This window comes from Spiractinospora alimapuensis (assembly GCF_018437505.1).
In the GTDB taxonomy this organism is placed as follows: domain Bacteria; phylum Actinomycetota; class Actinomycetes; order Streptosporangiales; family Streptosporangiaceae; genus Spiractinospora; species Spiractinospora alimapuensis.
Genome location: NZ_CP072467.1, coordinates 2,788,084 through 2,804,092 on the forward strand (window position 1 = coordinate 2,788,084; position 16,009 = coordinate 2,804,092).

Below are 16,009 nucleotides of genomic sequence, written 5' to 3' on the forward strand. Positions count from 1 at the left end.
GTTTCCCCCCATCAGCGCCTACTCTGGGGCCTTGTGAGCCACTCCCCAGGCCGGGCCGGGCGCGCGATTCGTCGCGAACGCGTGGCCGCGGCCCAGAAACCGATCACCACGTTCTGCACCGTGCTCGTCGCCCTCGGACCCGTACTCGGGATGGCCGCCGGCGTGGCCGGCGCCTTGGAGGTCTACCCCTATGAGTGCGCGCTGGCCGTCTCCATATCCGTGACACTCGGCATGATCAGCCTCGCTCTGCTCATCGGCGCCGTGTGCGGCCTGTACATCATGGGCGGAGCGAAGGTGGCCCCGTTCGGGGTCGTGTTCGTCGCCGGTTTCGGCGGGCTGGTACTTGGCCTCTCCGGCGGCGGCCCGCTCTACCGCGACGTCGGCGTACTCCTCTTGGCGGTCAGCGGCGCCGTGTTCTACTCGGTCGGATTCGTCTCCGGCCACGCACCGGCGAACGCGGTGGATCGATGGGGCCATCCCGGCGCCATCGTGGGAGGCGCCCTCCTCGCCGCCGTCGGCCACCTGCTCGACCTGTGGCCGATGCTGCTGTTCGGCGCGATGGCGGCCGGGTGTGGACTGGGCACCGTCGTGACCCGCTGGCGGTCCCGATCCGCCCCCCGCCCTCCGGACGCGGACCCACGATCCACGCGAGAACCGAACGTGTGACCGTGATCACACAACCGATCGACGCGCGTGAGCGTGGCACGCGAGCGACCCCGGCCCGACGCCCCCGGCACCACCCGTACTTGGCCAAAGGCCCACCCCGGACGGATCTCCCGCCGCGTGGCCGCGCCGGAGCGGATCCCCGTCGCGTGCCGCACTGGGCAGCAGAGACGCGTCAAGCGGATGTTCGAGGCCGCGTTCCGCCGGAAGTCACGCACAAAGAATTCATCGAGAACGACAAAACCCCGCTACCTGTCGCCCAGGTGACGGGGTCTGCTTTGGATCTTCCGGGTGGCCAGGGGCGGGGTCGAACCGCCGACCTTCCGCTTTTCAGGCGGACGCTCGTACCAACTGAGCTACCTGGCCCTGGCACCCAACGAGGTGCGCAAGCGGTCCTGACGGGATTTGAACCCGCGGCCTCCACCTTGACAGGGTGGCGAGCACTCCAAACTGCTCCACAGGACCATGTTTTCAGTTTTTCGGGTTCCGCCCTTCCGGGCGGCCCGTTGGTGTCTATTCTGCCATGCTTTCGCAGTGCTTTAGACCAACCGTAGCCCCAACGGGATTCGAACCCGCGCTACCGCCTTGAAAGGGCGGCGTCCTAGGCCGCTAGACGATGGGGCCAAGTGACGGTTTCCCGTCCGTCCCGCTCCGCCGTGCCGTCGGGATCTCTCAAAGCATAGGGGAGAATCCTGGTGCCTGCCAAAGCGATATCCCCCGCCGCCCCTCCGCGCGCTACTCCCGCGGGCTGGCCTCGGGGGACGAGTCCTCCGAGGCGGCCTCGTCCTCGGGCTCCAGGTCCCGGTCAGGGTCACTCTCCACGTGTCGCTCGATCTGGGCCGAGGTGAGACCCAGACCACCCAGATCGATGTCGTCACGCGCCTGCAGCCGTCCCGTCTCGCGATCGAAGTACAGCACCGACGCCTGGTACGGCGTGGGCGAGTCGACGCCCGTCTCCAGGCCGCGCAGCCCAGCACCGCCGGTGGACCCCTGGACGAGGAACTGGGTTCCCGAGGGCTTGGTCTCCTCCCAGCGCCGGTGCCCGTGCCCGGCGAGCACGAGCGGGACCTGGCCGCTGAAGGGTTCCGCCTGCACGGGGTCGTGCATCACCACGAAGTCCAGCGGCGGGTCGGCGTCGGCCTGGGACTGGGCCTGCAACTCGCCGATCTCGGTCAGGTCGTCCTCGGTTCCGGGGTCGGCGGACTTGTCCGGCGTGAACCGGGGGTCCCCCGCGCCGTAGACCCGCAGGCCCTCGATCTCGGTGGCCTCACCGTCGAGCACCACGGCGTTGTCCTGCGCCTCCACCGCCTCCTGGGTGGAGGTCGAGTCGTGGTTGCCCCGGACCCACACGTAGGGGACGTCGAGGTCGGAGATCTCGTCGGCGAACACGTCCTCGGCCGGGTTCCCGCGGTCGGTCAGGTCACCGGAGTCGACGATGAAGTCGGCCTGGAACTGGTCGCGCAGGGAGCTGATGATCGTCCACGCCGCCGGGTTGAGATGGATGTCGGAGACGTGCAGCACCCGCACCGTGGACTCGTCGTCCTCCTCGTACACCGGGAGCGTCGACGTCACCTGGTACAGCGTGGAGACGTTGCCCACGAGGCCGGCGAGCTGCTCCTGGTACTCCTCGAACCGGTCGACGACGTCGTAGGCGTTGCCCACCACCTGGGGCGCGCCGGCGAGGAGGCCCGTGTATCGGGGTTCGGCGATGGCGTTGGCGTTGAACGTGCCGACGGCGGTGACACCGACCGCCCCCAGCGTCACCAGGGCGCCCGCGGTGGCCCCGGCGGTGCGGCGGACGTCCCGGAACAGGACGCCGCCCGCCAGCGCGGCGCCGAGGACCCCGAAGAGCAGCGCGTGCGCTCCCATCCGGATCACGCCGTCGCGCACCTCGGAGGCCACCGACTCCGCCATCCGGTTGATCGCGTCGGGATCGTCGATGATCTCCTCGGCGGCGTCCAGGCGGATCTCGACGATACGGGCGTCGATCCGGAGCGGTCCCGTGTGGGTGTCGAAGCTGAGCCGCCCCAACGGGGAGACGTCCACCACGGTCTCGCCCTGCAGCGCGGGGCGGAGGGAGAGCTGGACGTCGGCGGGCCCGATCGCCGTGGTGACCGATCCGCCGGCGGCGACGCCCACTCCGGCCCCACCGACGCCGACCAGCAGCACCAGGACGACACGGGTGACGCGGGCGCGGGCGAAGGTCCGCAGGCGGTCACGCAGTCTCGCGCCTGGGCCGGCCGCGAGTCCGCGTCCGGCCGCGCGCAGGCGATTCCACAGGTATCTCAGTGTTTCCCGCATCGGTTCGGAACCCCCGGTACGTCACTCACACACCGATCACTCCGCCCCTTCCGCGGTGGCCCCCCGACCATGATCAGCGGCGCTGCTCGGGGAGCGCGTTGGTCCTACTCCCTCATCAGGCCCAACCCAGCTCAGCCAACCGATCGTCCTCGATCCCGAAATGGTGGGCTATCTCATGGATCACTGTGACCGCGACCTCATGCACCACGTCCTCGTAGTTCTCGCACAGCCGGAGCGTGGGGTTCATGAAGATCATGATGTGGTCGGGAAGCACGCCACCGTAGGAGTCACCGCGTTCAGTGAGCGGGGTCCCGTCGTAGAGGCCCAGCAGTCCGGGCTCCTCGGGTGGGGGTTCCTCCTCCACGAAGACCGCGACATTGTCCATGAGGTTCGCGAGTTCGACCGGAATCCGGTCGAGGGCTTCGCTGACCAGGTCTTCGAACTCTCTCCGCGTCATTTCGAGCACATCGCCCATTGTGCTTGGGCCGCACGTTCGCCGTCGAGATTGGTCGATCAGGTTGCGTCTTGACCACCAATCGGGGACATTGAGTCACGACAAGCCAACCAATAGTGATGCATACGCCCGGAAGTCTGTGGCCCCCCGGCGGCGACACCGACCGAGGGGGCTCGTTGGGAGAGTCCGGTGGGCAAAGCGCGTGCCGACGACCACGACCACCCGCCCGACGCCGCGAAGCCACTCCCGCCTCCGCGAATACCCCGACAGCGGGCCGCGGCCGAGAGCGCGAACGGGGCGACCTACCGAAAGGTGCTCGCCGTCGGGGAGTTCCGCGCCGTGTGGCTTGGCCACGCGGTGTCCACGATTTCGTCGAACCTGCTGCTCCTCTCGGTGGCGATGCTCGTCTACCAGCGGACGGGCATGCCGGCCGCCGCGGGGTTCACGGTGGCGCTCACCTTGCTGCCCCCCATCTTCGCGGGACCGCTGCTGTCCATCATCGCCGACCTCTGTCCTCGGCGCAGGGTCATGGTGATCAGCGATCTGGTTCGCGCCGCACTCATCGCGGCGATTGGACTTCCAGGCATGCCAATTTGGGGCATCTGGCTCCTGGTGGCGCTCGCGACTCTTCCGGGTGTCCCGCACAACGCCGCCCGCGCCGCCCTGCTCGCCGAGATCCTCCCCGGGAACCGCTATGTCACCGGGTCGTCGCTGGCGCACATGACCTCACAGGTGAGCGTCATGTTCGGCCTGTTGCTCGGTGGGGTCGTGGTGTCGGCCATCGGCCCGGGTCCGGCGATGCTGTACAACGGCCTGGGGTTCGTGGCGGCGGCGTTCATCGTCCTGGTCGGGGTCCGGTCGCGGCGGGCACCGCGACCGTCGGGCCCGCGCCACCAGGGACTGTGGGCGATCACCGCCGAGGGCGCGGTTCTGGTCTTCAGCGATCCGCGGCTGCGCACCCTCGCGCTGTTGTCGTGGCTCGCCGGGTTCTACGTGATTCCCTCCGGGCTCGCCGCCCCGCTGGCCGACGAGATGGACGCTGGCGCGAGCGGGATGAGTCTGCTCATGGCCGCCGTACCGGCGGGTGCGCTGATCGGCAGCATCGTCTGGACGCGACTGGTGCCTCCCGCCCCCCGAGCGCGCCTCCTGGCGGTGCTGGCGGCCTTCGCGTCCCTCCCCCTCGTCGGAATCGCGTTCGACCTGCCGCTGGAGCTGGTCGCCCTGCTGCTCCTCGTCTCCGGCGTGTTCGGGGCCTACCAGTTCGTCGCCAACGCCACGTTCGTGCTGTGCGCGCCCGCGAGTGGCCGGGGTCGCACGTTCGGCGTGGCCTCCGCGGGGCTTCAGTCCTCCCAGGGCTTGGGGATCCTGGCGGGCAGCGTCCTCGCGGGGAGCATCGGCGCCCACTCGACGATCGCCGTCGCGGGTGCCGGGGGCGCGATCTGCGCGTTGGCGCTCATCCCTACGTGGCGCAAGGTCGCGCCCAGCACGATCGAACCTCTCCAGGAGTCAGAGCAGAGAACGTAGTCTCCCGTGCTTCCCCCGGATTCCCGCACGGCGACTCAGTTCTTCTTGGTGAAGGAGCCGATGATGTTCTCCAGCACGGAGCTCGGCGCCCCGCTCTCCGGGATGACCAGCCAGGCGATGATGTAGAGAAGGATGCCGCTCCCACCGAAGAGGGTGAAGACGGCGAACGCGAGACGGATGATGTTGGCGTCCACGTTGAAGTACTCGCCGATGCCTCCACAGACACCGGTCAGGAGACGGTTGTTGACGCTGCGTCGTAGCTTCTTGTCGCTCATACCTCTACCGTGCCCCAAATAGGCCGCGACGTGCATCGGGCACGCCCCTGGCCTGTCCCTGAGTCGACCCTCACCTGGGGTAGAGGGCTCCCTGGCCGCGGTCTCGCGCCCCCGTGTCGGGGGCTCAGGGGCGACCCGCGAGCCACGGTCGGCCAGCGCATATCCGGACGGCGGTCGCACGAGCTTTCGCCGAGGGTGGTGCGAACCTAGGCTTGGGGTGCGCTGTCCATCGTCCGATGTCAGGAGTTGACACTGTGCCCGATCCCCACGGTTCCCCCCAGCGTCCCCCTGCGTTCGACACGTCCGTCCCGCACTCGGCGCGGGTCATGAACTACTGGCTCGGCGGAAAGGACTGGTACCCGGCGGACCGGGCGATGGGCGACCAGATCCTTGAGTCGTTTCCCGAGATCGTGGCGGTGATGCGGGCCGACCGGGTCTTCCTGGAGCGCGCCGTCACCTTCCTCGTGCGGGACGCGGGAGTGCGGCAGTTCCTCGACCTCGGCACCGGGCTTCCCACGGCCAACAACACGCACGAGGTCGCGCAGGCCATCGCCCCGGAGTCGCGGATCGTCTACGTCGACAACGATCCGTTGGTGTTGACCCACGCCCGGGCGCTACTCACGAGCGCCCCTCAGGGGGCGACGGAGTACGTGGACGCCGACGTCCGGGACACCGACCGGATCCTCACAGAGGCGGCCGCGACCCTGGACTTCTCGAAGCCCATCGCCGTGTCCCTGCTGGGGATCACCACGCACCTCGAGGACGACGAGGCGTACGGGGTGGTGCGACGCTACGTGGACGCCCTGCCGGTGGGGAGCTATCTCGCCCTGTGCGACTGCACCGACACCAGCGACGCGATCGTCCGAGCCGCCAGTCGGTGGAACGAGTCCGCCTCTCCCCCGGTGCGGCTGCGCACGATAGAGGGAATCACCAGCTTCTTCGACGGACTGGAGGTCCAGCCCCCGGGTGTGGTTCCCGCGCTGCGCTGGCGGCCGGGTCACACCGACATCGGGGGCGTGAAGGACGTCGACCTCTACGGCGGGATCGGTCGGAAGGTCTGACGCCCGACTCCGATCGCGCCGGTGGAGCATCGCCACCGTACCCCGGTGCCCCACACTCAGGGCCGTCCACCGTCGCCTGGCCGGCACGCGGCGAACGACACCTCCGCGACCCGGACTATCGGAGGAAAGGTCAGCGGGCGCGGCCGCCCAGGGAGGGGTGTTGGGCGGCCACGCCCGCGGGTGCCACCGTGCGGCGGGAGTGGGAAAAGGTTCCGCACGGCGGCTGGAAGACCTGCCGGCCGAGCGCACTGGCGCCTGCGCTCGCCCGGCAGGTGGCTCTATTTATGTTGTACGAGGAATGGAGAACGCGGCCCAGACGACCTTGCCGCGACCATCCCTGTGCTCCCAGCCCCATTCCTGGCTGAAGCGTTCCACCAGGTGAAGCCCGCGTCCCGACTCCGCGGTCTCGTCCACGCGGGCCAGGGCCGGCTCCCGTGAGCTGGAGTCGGAGACCTGACACACTACGGCAGAACGTCCGCGGAACAGGCGCAGTTCGATTTGTTCGTCGGCGTGTCCCTTGTCGGAGGCATGCCGCCAGGCGTTGGTGACCAGCTCCGAGACGACCAGCCGGACGTCCTCGCACAACTGTGCGAGTCCCCAGCGAGCCAGGACCGACACGCTGAAGTCCCGCGCGTGTCCGGCCGCGGTCTCCTGACCGGCAAGGCCGCACACGGCGGTGTCCGCCGCAGCGTGGCTGTCGCTGGCTGAGAGCGCCGGCTTCCCGGTACCGCCCTCGGCCTCTAGGTCTGGCGAGTTCATCACGTCCATCGCGTTCCCCACAGAGGTCTGCTCCCGACCTCTTGCACACCCACCCCTGCACACTCAAATGCAAGAACGGATGCACGTGCAATTGAAATCACAGCTATGGTAACCGACGGGGGCCCGGTATTGGAATGGTGCGGACCAGGAATTTACCCTTCGGGTCGGCAGCGCCCGAGATCACGCGTGATGGACCCTCAGGGACCGCCCGGGTAGAGTCCATGATCCGTTGGAAGGGCAGGACCCCATGGCCACAGAGCACCCTGTCGACAACCTGGCCGTCACCGAGCTCGTCGCGCACTCCCGTGGCGGGCCGACCGTCATGCGCATCCTCCTGGGCTCGCAGCTCCGCCGGATGCGCCTCGCGCGGGGCATCTCGCGGGAGGACGCGGGGTTCGCGATCCGCGCCTCACACGCCAAGATCACGCGGTTGGAACGGGGCCAGGTCGGCTTCAAGATCCGTGACGTCGAGGACCTGCTGACGCTGTACGGTCTCACCGACCCGAAGGAACGGGCGGCGATGATCGACCTGGTGCGCCAGGCCAACGCCCACGGCTGGTGGCACAAGCACAGCGACGTCCTACCGAGCTGGTTCAACGTCTACATGGGCCTGGAGGAGGCGGCCTCCGTCATCCGCGCCTTCGAGGTGCAGTTCGTGCCGGGGCTGCTACAGACCGAGGCCTACGCGCGCGCCGTCATCGGACTCTCGCGCACCGCGACGACGACCGCCGAGATCGACAGCCGGGTGGACATGCGGATGCGGCGCAAGGAACGTCTCCTCGAGGGCGGCTCCCGCCTGTGGGCCGTGATCGACGAGGCCGGATTGCGGCGGCCCTACGGGGGTGACGACGTGTTACGCGAGCAGCTTGACCACCTGATCCAGCTCGCCGACCACCCCAGGGTCACGATCCAGCTCGCGCCGTTCTCGATGGGCGGGCACCCAGCGGCGGGCGGTCCGTTCACCATCCTGCGTTTCGCGTCGGACCAGCTCCCTGACATCGTCTACCTGGAACAGTTGGCCAGCGCCCTCTACCTCGACAAGTACGAGGAGACGCACGGCTACACCGAGATCATGGACCACGTGACGATCCAGGCCCCGGTACCCGCCGAAACCCCCGCCCTGTTGGCACGGATCCGGGACTCCCTTCCCTAGGCCGACGCGCCGGAACCCTCTCCGTCTCTCCGTCCCGCGGGGCTCGCGGGGCTCGCGGGGCTCGCGGGACGCGCGTACGCGCACGGGCCGCCGCGCGGCGAGCTCATGGCGTCCCTCCCGCCCGGTCGGCGGTGAGCGGTCGACGACCAACGGCAAACCGGAAAATCTTGCCGTTTTCTGGACGTACCACCCATCCGACAACGTGTACGACATGCCGCCCCTGCGGCCGTCCGACTCCCGCGCCCGAGCCACCCCGCGGGGACCCTCGAAACGCGCAAACCCCTGTGGTTGAGAGCTTCTGTGCATCGGACGGACTTATCGTGCATCTACAATTACAAATGCACGTGCATTTCCCCGCCCCTCGCCGATGTCAAAGGAGCCTTCGGCATGCGACCGATCCATGGCGACACCTGGCGCAAGAGCAGCCACAGCAATCCCAACGGCAACTGCGTGGAAGTGGCCACGGTCGGTCCACGGAAAACAGCGCTGCGTGACTCCCAGTCCCCCGGTGGCCCGGAGCTGGCCTACCCCCACGCTGAGCTCGTCGTCTTCCTGCACTCCCTCAAGACCGAGACGCTCACCACGGCGAGCGACGGCTAGAACGGGACTCGCGACCGCGTCCCATCGAGGGTCCCCGGGAACGACCGGCGACGCGACCGTTGACGGGCGCGTGGCGAAGCCGGCCCGCGACGCGGAGACTAGAGCCGAACCCCCCGCTCCGCGGCCTGGGACCGGAGACGGGACACGACCTGTTCGGCGGGAACCGCGGCGGCGCCGGTGAATCCCTCGCCTGCCCACAGGGCCATCCCGCCGGTGTCCCCCACCGCGGCGGCCTCCGCGCGCAGGGGTCGCGTCATGTGGTGGACCTCAGGGTAGGCGGCGGGTGCCGCCGGGTGCTCACCCATGAAACGGTTCTCCAGCCCCCGCGCGAGACGGCCGGTGAAGGCGCGCGTCAGCGCCGTCGTGGTGAACCCCGGATCACCGAGCGCACTCTTGTGCGCTGGGTGAGCTCCGCTTTCAGGACAACGGAGGAACGCGGTACCGACCTGGACTCCGGCCGCACCCCTGGCCGTCAAGGTCGCGGCGTCCCGGCCCTCCGTCACACCGCCGGCGGCCACGACGGGAACGTCCACGGCGTCGACGAGTGCCGACACCAGGTCCCGCACGGGGTACCCCGGGTCCGCCTCAGGGTCGAACGTCGCCCGGTGCCCACCGGCCTCCAGACCCTGCGCGCAGACCCCACCGGCCCCACGATCGACCGCCTGTCGGGCCTCTTCCGTACGGGTCACGCTCACCATGGTGAGGACGCCCGCCGCGTGGAAGCGGCGCAGGGTCTCCGCGTCGGGGCACCCGAAAGTGAAGCTCACCAGGGGGACGGCGAGCCGAATGGTGAGGTCGATCTTCTCCCGCCACCCGTCGTCGTCGTGCACGGGTTCACCCGCTCCGGGACCCAGTTCACGGCGGTAGCGACGCACCGCGTCCTCGTCCCCCGGTGGGCCTGGGACGAAGAGGTTCACGCCGAAGTCGACCACGCCGGCGGCGCGCACCGTCGCGATCTGTTCCTCGAGCCGAGCCGTCGGAAGATATCCCCCGGCCAAGGATCCGAGACCGCCGGCGGTATCCACGGCGACGACGAATTCCGGGGTCCCCACGCCACCCGCCATCGGTGCGAGCAGCAGCGGCCGTTCCCGCAACAGTCCGGACAGATCGCGAGGTCCCGACGGACCAGACAGACGCGCCACGTTCTCGTCCCTCCCACCGGCAGCGGACCCAGCCTACGGCGACGGCGGTGGCGGCCACGTACACGGGTCCCGTACGCGCGATGGTGCCCGGCGGGCTTCGACGACCCCTCAGGTAGGGATCCACTGTGTCGCCCGACACAGCGTGTAGGAGACACTCGGCGAAGCGGCCGTCGGCGACGGCCCGGGCAGCGCCCCGCCAGACACAACCGAGGGAGGCCCTGTGACCGCAGGCTCTGACAGCCCAGGCGTCCGATCGACCGTGGCCTACGCGGTGGGTGAGACCATCGCCCGGCTTGGCGCCCGTCGGTGCTTCGGCGTCGTGGGGTCGGGCAACTTCCACGTCACCGTCGCCCTGCGCGCGGCCGGTGTGGAGTTCGTCGCCGCGCGGCACGAGAACCACGCCGTCACGATGGCGGACGCCTACGCGCGGCTGACCGGTGAACTCACGCTGGTGAGCCTGCACCCAGGCCCGGGACTGACCAACGCCACCACCGGAATCGCCGAGGCCGCCCGCAGCCGCACTCCTCTGCTGGTGCTGGCGGGAACGACGGCCAACGGCGCGCTCCGCTCCAACTTCCGGATCGATCAGGAGGACCTCGCCCGTTCCGTCGAGGCGGTCGCGGAGCGTCTCCACTCTCCCCACACCGCGCTGGCCGACACCGCCCGCGCGGTCGAGCGAGCGATGTGGGACCGTCGGACCGTCGTCCTCAACATGCCACTCGACGTGCAGGACGCCCCCCTCCCGGAGAACACTCCGCTACCCGTGGCGCGCGCGGTGGCCAACCCACCCATCCCCACCCCCGAGGCGGTAGGTGCCCTCGCGGACGCCGTCGAAGGGTCCCGACGCCCGCTCGTCTTGGCGGGGCGCGGCGCCGTCCTCTCCGGCGCAGGGAAGGCACTGCGCGAGCTGGCCGACCGGACCGGGGCCCTGCTGGCCACCACGGCCTGCGGCCACGGGCTCTTCGCGGACGATCGATGGTCGGTCGGAATCTCGGGCGGTTTCTCCTCCAACGAGGCGGCGCGTCTCATCCGGGAGAGTGACCTCATCCTCGGCTTCGGCGCGAGCCTCACCCAGTGGACCACCCGGCACGGTCGGTTGATCGGCCCCGCGACGACCGTGGCCCAGATCGACGTCGAACCTGGCCGGCTCGGCAGCCAGCGGGACGTGGACCTCCCCGTCGTCGGCGACGTGTCCCGGACGGCCGCCGCGCTCCGCGGTGAGCTCGACGCCCGGGGCCACGTGGCGACGTCCGAGCTGCGGACCGCGGAGGCGGCCGAACGCGTGCGGAAGGCGGACAACCACCACGAGCCCTTCACCGACACCTCGACGGAACAGCACATCGACCCCCGGACGCTGAGCATGCGCGTCGACGAGCTCCTGCCCGCGGACCGCACGGTCGTGGTGGACTCCGGACACTTCATGGGCTGGCCGGCCCGGTACTTCCGGGTGGCCGACGCGAGGTCGTGGTGCTTCACCCAGGGCTTCCAGTCCATCGGCCTGGGTCTGCCCACGGCGATCGGCGCCGCGCGGGCCGCGCCCGACCGTCTGGTCCTCGCCGGGGTGGGGGACGGCGGGTTCCTGATGTCGATCGCCGAGCTGGAGACCGCCGTCCGCCTCGACATCACCCTGTGCGTCGTGGTGTACGACGACGCCGCCTACGCGGCCGAGGTTCACCACTTCGGGCCCGAGGGGCACCCGACCGACACGGTGCGCTTCCCGGACCGGGACATCGCCGCCATCGCGCGGGGGTTCGGCGCGGAAGGGATCGTGGTGCGTACGCTCGACGATCTGCGTCCGCTGCGGGACTGGGTGGCCCAGGGACCGCGGGGGGTGTTCGTGGTGGACGCCAAGGTCACGCCGGACCTGGTCGCGGACTGGCTGGAGGAGGCCTTCCGCGGCGAACACTGAGGACCTTCGTACCGGCACCGGGCCGGCTCGCACTCTATTTCCCCCGCCGGCCGTCCCGAGTCGGATGACCCGACGGAACCTCCATCCTCCTCGGAACGCACGGTGAGCGAGGAGAGGCACCGGAGCGTCGGGGTGCGGGTCGACAACGGACAGGCGGGCACTCCCCGTTGCTCTCCGCGCAATCGGCGATATTTCGGGCGGGCGCATTCCGTGACCGTTGCTGCCTGATTCGGCGGCCGAGAGGGCCTGATCGCGCGCGGCTCCGGGGAGCCGCGCCGCCGACCGCAGGGGTGATGGACGGCGCCACCGGAGCCGTTCCTTCGGGCACGGCGGTGATCCGTGGAAAACGGACCTGAAATGTGGTGCCAACGCTACCCTTGGGGAACCCGCCCTTTCCGGCACGGCGACGAGGTGTACTGTGAGTGACTCTCCTCGCAACCCAACGCTCATCGGGTCGGTCCAGCGTGCCCTTCGGTTGTTGGACACGGTGGGTTCCAGCAACAGTCCGGTCACCGCGAAACAGTTGGCCCGCCAGACGGGCCTCGCCATGCCCACGACCTACCACCTGTTGCGCACGCTGGTGCATGAGGGATACCTGCACAAACTCAGCGAGGGGTACGTGCTCGGGGAGCGCGTCAACGCGCTACAGACCCGCTCCACTCCGCAGACGACCGTCGCACAACTGTCTCCGACACTGCATCGACTCCGGGACGAGCTCTCGGCGGCGGTTTACCTCGCGTCGTTCGACGACGGGGAGATCGTGCTGATGGACGTCGCGGACGGCCCCAAGACGCCTCGGGTGGATCTCTGGGCCGACTTCCGGGACGCCGCGCACGCCACCGCGATCGGAAAGAGCCTCCTGTCCAGCGTTGACTCCGAGACCCAGCGGGACTACCTGAGTAGGCACCCCCTGGTGGGGCTGACTCCCCGCACGATCACCGACAAGTGGCGACTGATGCACACCCTGCCCAACGCCGGTGAGGTCGCCGTGGACGAGGGCGAGTACTCGCTGAACACGGCCTGCATCGCGGCACCGCTCTGCACTCCGAGCCTGGTCGGCACCCTGGCGGTGTCCGTGCCCGAGTACCGGTTCGACTCGGTGATGAGCATGCGTACCCGCCTGGCCAGCGCGGCCAAGTCCGCCGCGCTCACTCTCACGGTGTAACGAGCACAAATGAGCACCGCTACGGCCGCCCACCCACGAATCAGTATGTGAAATCGCAACCGTTGTTCCGCGGCGGGTCCGGACGGGATAGTCGTGTCCAGGCGTCCCCCCGGAGGCATCTGTGCACTATAGCTGGTTCGAACCCATCACCGACGACGGTCCCGAGAAGCCCCTGTTACGGCAGGAACGCACCCGTCAACTAGCGCGGCTCGATAATGCGCGAATGCGACGCGTGCGCACGCCCAGCCCCCGCCGGGGAGGAGGAGCGAGCCCCTCCCTCAGTCGAGCTGTCTTCTTCCCCGTCATCACCGGCGGCGCGGAATCCGAACGCGACGGGGTCCTCGCGACCTGGTTCGTCCCCGACGGCGCCCAGGTGACCGAGGGCGAACGCCTCGCCCAGGGAGCCATCGGCACGCAGAGCGTCGACGTCACCGCCCCCAAGAAGGGCGTCGTCCACCTCCTCGTCGACCAGGGCAACGCCGTGGTTCAGGGAACCCCCATCGCGTTCATCGACTGAGGACGGCGCGAACGACGGGAACCTCGTACCGTGGGGACACCGCCGTGACCTCCCCACCGCACCCGAAGTCGACCTGATCAGCGCCGATGACGCGAGGCGTGCGCCACGCGGTTCACGCTGACCGAGCGGTGTGCGTGATCCCCCGGTCGGCGAGGTAGGTCGCGATCGTGGTCGTACTCAGGGTGGTCGCGGGGTCCTGGATCCGGCGGAACAACGCCTGGGCCGCGAAACGCCCCAGGGACGGGGTGTCGTAGCCGACCACCGTCACGGGGTAGGGCAAGAGTTCGGCGAACTCGACGTCGTCGAAACCGGCGAGCCGAACGTTCTCACCCCTGGCCACGACCTCCGCGACCGCCCCCGACAGGACACGGTTGTTCCCGCAGAAGATCGCGGTCGGAGGCTCGGGGAGGTCGAGCATCGTCGCCGTCGCGCGGCGGGCGGTCGCCGGATCGTCGGACGCGATCTCCACCAGGTGACTGCCCGAGAGGATCGCGTGGGCCATGAGCTCGTCCCTCGCCCCGGCCCGACGCTCCCGCATGGTGGGCGCGTTCAGGGCGTCGGTGATGACACCGATGGAACGATGCCCTTCGGTGACCAGCATTCGAACCGCGTTCCTGGCGCCACCACGGTTGTCGATGAGGATCGTGTCCCCGTCCAGTCCCACGGGTGGCCGGTCCACGAACACGACCGGCGTGCCGCGCTCGATCTCCGGGGCGAGATAGGCCAGGTCCGCCCCCGACGGCACGACGATGAGACCGTCCACGCGACGCCGGCACAGGTCCAGCGCGAGATCACGCTCCTGCTGGTCGTCCCAGCCCGAGCTCGCCGTGAAGAGCTGTCTCCCGTGCTCTCTGGCCACCTCGGCCACCGCGGCGGCGATGGTGGAGTAGAAGGTGTTGGCCAGATCGATGATGATCAGGCCGATGGTCGCCGTGCTCTGACCACTACGCAGGGACGCCGCGACACTGTTGCGCTGGAACCCCAGCGTGCGCATCGCGTCCACAACGCGCGACGCGAGTTCCGGGTCGACCGTGGGGACACCGTTGGCGACCCGGGAGACGGTCTTCACGCTGACTCGGGCGGCAGCCGCGACGTCGACCATGGTGGGCCGGCGCGTGCGCGCGGCCGAGGGGTCGCCGTCGTTCATGCCGCTCGTCCTCCCGATCAGTCGACCACGGTCCACACACGGTCATCGCCTCCGCACGGACGGACTTCGTCCCCCACCCGCCGACAGTCGCCACCCTAGAACATCGCGGACAACGTTGCCTCGCCGCAGCCCGCTCACCTGCGCTCGGATGATCGCCCCGCCGGATGCGATGGACCAGTCACTCCCGGAAGAACGGTGGGACTCTTGACATGGTGACGCAATACACATCACTCTGCCCTGAGGCAACGTTGTCTCACTGCGGAGTGGTGCCTATGGAGCCGGTCATGCTCCCGGTCTCGGTCATGGAGCACGTCTATCGAGGTGGACGCTCCATCGCCGCGCTGCGCGGTGGCCCGGCACGGCCGACACGGTCCCCCGAGGAGTGGCTCGGCTCGGTGACCACCCGGTTCGGTCGTGCGACGGACGGGTTGTCCCGCCTGCCCGACGGCGGCCTGCTGCGTGACGCCGTCGGGGAGAATCCGCGCGCCTGGCTCGGCGCGGAGCACGTTGGGAACTGGGGTGACTCTCCCAACCTCTTGGTCAAACTGCTCGACGCGGGGGAACGGCTGCCCATCCACCTGCACCCCGACCGGAGTTTCGCCCACCGACACCTCTCCTGCTGCCACGGCAAGACCGAGGCGTGGGTCGTCCTGGACGCCGCACCCGGGACCACGACGCACCTCGGGTTCAAGGAGCCCGTCACCGCGGACGAACTCACCGATCTGGTGTCCCGCCAGGACACGGAGGGGCTTCTGTCCCGGATGCACGAGGTGCCGCTCCACACCGGGGACGCCGTGCTCATCCCCTCCGGCCTTCCGCACGCCCTGGGGCAGGGGGCGTTCGTCGCCGAGGTCCAGGAGCCCACGGACTTTTCCATCATGTTGAACTGGGCGGGACTCCCACTCGACGGGGAGGTGGAAGGCCACCTGGGGCTGGGCTTCCCGCTGGCCTTGGAGGCGGTGACCCGCACCGCGCTCACCACGGACGAGATCGAGGACCTGTTCGTACGAGGCGCTCTCTTGGCCGAGGCGTCGAACACACCGCTCCCCCTGCTGCCACTGGGCGCCGCACCGTTCTTCCGCGCCGACCTCCTCACCCCTCCCAGGGAGGACCCCACAGGAGCGGCGATTCCGGCGGACTTCGCGGTGCTGCTGGTGCTGGAAGGACGCGGACACCTGCGCTCGACCCCAACGACACCCTCGGGTCCTCCGACGCGGCGGACTGTCGCCCGTGGGGACGCCTTCGTGCTCCCCCACTACTCCGGGCCGCACGCACTGCGCGGCGACGTGCGCGCGCTCCTCTTCCGTCCGCCGCACGCTCCCTGATCGGCGACGGCACC

15 protein-coding genes and 3 tRNA genes are annotated in these 16,009 nt (G+C 69.6%); 9 read left to right on the forward strand and 9 right to left on the reverse strand.

The window, feature by feature from the left end; genetic code table 11:
* Positions 1-33 precede the first annotated feature (33 nt).
* Positions 34-666: a hypothetical protein gene (locus J4H86_RS12750; RefSeq protein WP_236543713.1), complete on the forward strand. Its 633-nt coding sequence runs from the start codon at positions 34-36 to the stop codon at positions 664-666.
* A gap of 289 nt (positions 667-955) precedes the next feature.
* Here the strand turns inward: J4H86_RS12750 and J4H86_RS12755 are convergent.
* The 5 genes from J4H86_RS12755 to J4H86_RS12775 form a co-directional block, all read right to left on the reverse strand.
* Positions 956-1,029: transfer RNA gene (locus tag J4H86_RS12755), tRNA-Phe, on the reverse strand.
* 24 nt (positions 1,030-1,053) lie between these two features.
* Positions 1,054-1,128 (reverse strand) — tRNA-Asp (locus J4H86_RS12760).
* Between the two features lie 86 nt (positions 1,129-1,214).
* Positions 1,215-1,287, reverse strand: a tRNA-Glu gene (locus tag J4H86_RS12765).
* Positions 1,288-1,398: 111 nt separating this feature from the next.
* The gene (locus tag J4H86_RS12770; protein ID WP_236543714.1) at positions 1,399-2,964 is read right to left on the reverse strand and encodes a metallophosphoesterase family protein; all 1,566 of its coding nucleotides are present in this window, start codon (positions 2,962-2,964) and stop codon (positions 1,399-1,401) included.
* A 115-nt stretch (positions 2,965-3,079) separates the two neighbouring features.
* A complete protein-coding gene (locus J4H86_RS12775) occupies positions 3,080-3,439 on the reverse strand; it encodes a metallopeptidase family protein (RefSeq protein WP_236543715.1) in 360 nt (119 codons plus the stop codon).
* 168 nt (positions 3,440-3,607) lie between these two features.
* Between J4H86_RS12775 and J4H86_RS12780 the strand changes: the two genes are divergently transcribed.
* Positions 3,608-4,942 (forward strand): MFS transporter, encoded by a 1,335-nt coding sequence (locus J4H86_RS12780; RefSeq protein WP_236543716.1) that lies wholly within the window; start codon positions 3,608-3,610, stop codon positions 4,940-4,942.
* A 35-nt stretch (positions 4,943-4,977) separates the two neighbouring features.
* On the opposite strand, the gene J4H86_RS12785 is transcribed toward J4H86_RS12780, so the two are convergent.
* Complete coding sequence (locus J4H86_RS12785; protein WP_236543717.1) at positions 4,978-5,217, reverse strand: PspC domain-containing protein; 240 nt, start codon at positions 5,215-5,217, stop codon at positions 4,978-4,980.
* 236 nt (positions 5,218-5,453) lie between these two features.
* Here J4H86_RS12785 and J4H86_RS12790 point away from each other — a divergent pair, with 236 nt between their 5' ends.
* The gene (locus tag J4H86_RS12790) at positions 5,454-6,278 is read left to right on the forward strand and encodes an SAM-dependent methyltransferase (protein WP_394356489.1); all 825 of its coding nucleotides are present in this window, start codon (positions 5,454-5,456) and stop codon (positions 6,276-6,278) included.
* A 282-nt stretch (positions 6,279-6,560) separates the two neighbouring features.
* On the opposite strand, the gene J4H86_RS12795 is transcribed toward J4H86_RS12790, so the two are convergent.
* Positions 6,561-7,037: an ATP-binding protein gene (locus tag J4H86_RS12795; protein ID WP_236543718.1), complete on the reverse strand. Its 477-nt coding sequence runs from the start codon at positions 7,035-7,037 to the stop codon at positions 6,561-6,563.
* Between the two features lie 247 nt (positions 7,038-7,284).
* Between J4H86_RS12795 and J4H86_RS12800 the strand changes: the two genes are divergently transcribed.
* A complete protein-coding gene (locus J4H86_RS12800) occupies positions 7,285-8,190 on the forward strand; it encodes a helix-turn-helix domain-containing protein (protein ID WP_236543719.1) in 906 nt (301 codons plus the stop codon).
* 387 nt (positions 8,191-8,577) lie between these two features.
* Entirely contained in the window at positions 8,578-8,790 is a 213-nt protein-coding gene (locus J4H86_RS12805; protein WP_236543720.1) for a DUF397 domain-containing protein, read from the forward strand.
* Positions 8,791-8,888: 98 nt separating this feature from the next.
* Here J4H86_RS12805 and J4H86_RS12810 read toward each other — a convergent pair whose 3' ends face one another.
* Positions 8,889-9,932, reverse strand: coding sequence for a nitronate monooxygenase (locus J4H86_RS12810; protein ID WP_269134566.1), 1,044 nt, complete (start codon positions 9,930-9,932; stop codon positions 8,889-8,891).
* A 220-nt stretch (positions 9,933-10,152) separates the two neighbouring features.
* Between J4H86_RS12810 and J4H86_RS12815 the strand changes: the two genes are divergently transcribed.
* The 3 genes from J4H86_RS12815 (at position 10,153) to J4H86_RS12825 (ending at position 13,523) form a co-directional block, all read left to right on the forward strand.
* Positions 10,153-11,841 carry a thiamine pyrophosphate-binding protein gene (locus tag J4H86_RS12815; protein WP_236543721.1) on the forward strand — a complete coding sequence of 563 codons (1,689 nt, stop codon included), beginning with the start codon at positions 10,153-10,155 and terminating at the stop codon, positions 11,839-11,841.
* Between the two features lie 418 nt (positions 11,842-12,259).
* Positions 12,260-13,006, forward strand: a complete 747-nt coding sequence (locus J4H86_RS12820) for an IclR family transcriptional regulator (protein ID WP_236543722.1) — start codon at positions 12,260-12,262, stop codon at positions 13,004-13,006.
* Positions 13,007-13,229: 223 nt separating this feature from the next.
* The gene (locus tag J4H86_RS12825; RefSeq protein WP_236543723.1) at positions 13,230-13,523 is read left to right on the forward strand and encodes a biotin/lipoyl-containing protein; all 294 of its coding nucleotides are present in this window, start codon (positions 13,230-13,232) and stop codon (positions 13,521-13,523) included.
* A gap of 112 nt (positions 13,524-13,635) precedes the next feature.
* Here the strand turns inward: J4H86_RS12825 and J4H86_RS12830 are convergent, their stop codons facing one another.
* Positions 13,636-14,670, reverse strand: coding sequence for a LacI family DNA-binding transcriptional regulator (locus J4H86_RS12830; RefSeq protein ID WP_236543724.1), 1,035 nt, complete (start codon positions 14,668-14,670; stop codon positions 13,636-13,638).
* A 284-nt stretch (positions 14,671-14,954) separates the two neighbouring features.
* Between J4H86_RS12830 and J4H86_RS12835 the strand changes: the two genes are divergently transcribed.
* On the forward strand, positions 14,955-15,995 hold the full coding sequence (locus tag J4H86_RS12835) for a class I mannose-6-phosphate isomerase (RefSeq protein WP_236543725.1): 1,041 nt from the start codon (positions 14,955-14,957) through the stop codon (positions 15,993-15,995).
* Positions 15,996-16,009 lie beyond the last annotated feature (14 nt).

Coding starts and splice junctions, on each gene's coding strand:
- J4H86_RS12800 (WP_236543719.1), top strand. CDS start 7,285: ATGGCCACAGAGCACCCTGTCGACAACCTGGCCGTCACCGAGCTCGTC.
- J4H86_RS12775 (WP_236543715.1), bottom strand. CDS start 3,439: ATGGGCGATGTGCTCGAAATGACGCGGAGAGAGTTCGAAGACCTGGTC.
- J4H86_RS12835 (WP_236543725.1), top strand. CDS start 14,955: ATGCTCCCGGTCTCGGTCATGGAGCACGTCTATCGAGGTGGACGCTCC.
- J4H86_RS12795 (WP_236543718.1), bottom strand. CDS start 7,037: ATGAACTCGCCAGACCTAGAGGCCGAGGGCGGTACCGGGAAGCCGGCG.
- J4H86_RS12790 (WP_394356489.1), top strand. CDS start 5,454: ATGTCAGGAGTTGACACTGTGCCCGATCCCCACGGTTCCCCCCAGCGT.
- J4H86_RS12830 (WP_236543724.1), bottom strand. CDS start 14,670: ATGAACGACGGCGACCCCTCGGCCGCGCGCACGCGCCGGCCCACCATG.
- J4H86_RS12825 (WP_236543723.1), top strand. CDS start 13,230: ATGCGACGCGTGCGCACGCCCAGCCCCCGCCGGGGAGGAGGAGCGAGC.
- J4H86_RS12770 (WP_236543714.1), bottom strand. CDS start 2,964: ATGCGGGAAACACTGAGATACCTGTGGAATCGCCTGCGCGCGGCCGGA.
- J4H86_RS12785 (WP_236543717.1), bottom strand. CDS start 5,217: ATGAGCGACAAGAAGCTACGACGCAGCGTCAACAACCGTCTCCTGACC.
- J4H86_RS12805 (WP_236543720.1), top strand. CDS start 8,578: ATGCGACCGATCCATGGCGACACCTGGCGCAAGAGCAGCCACAGCAAT.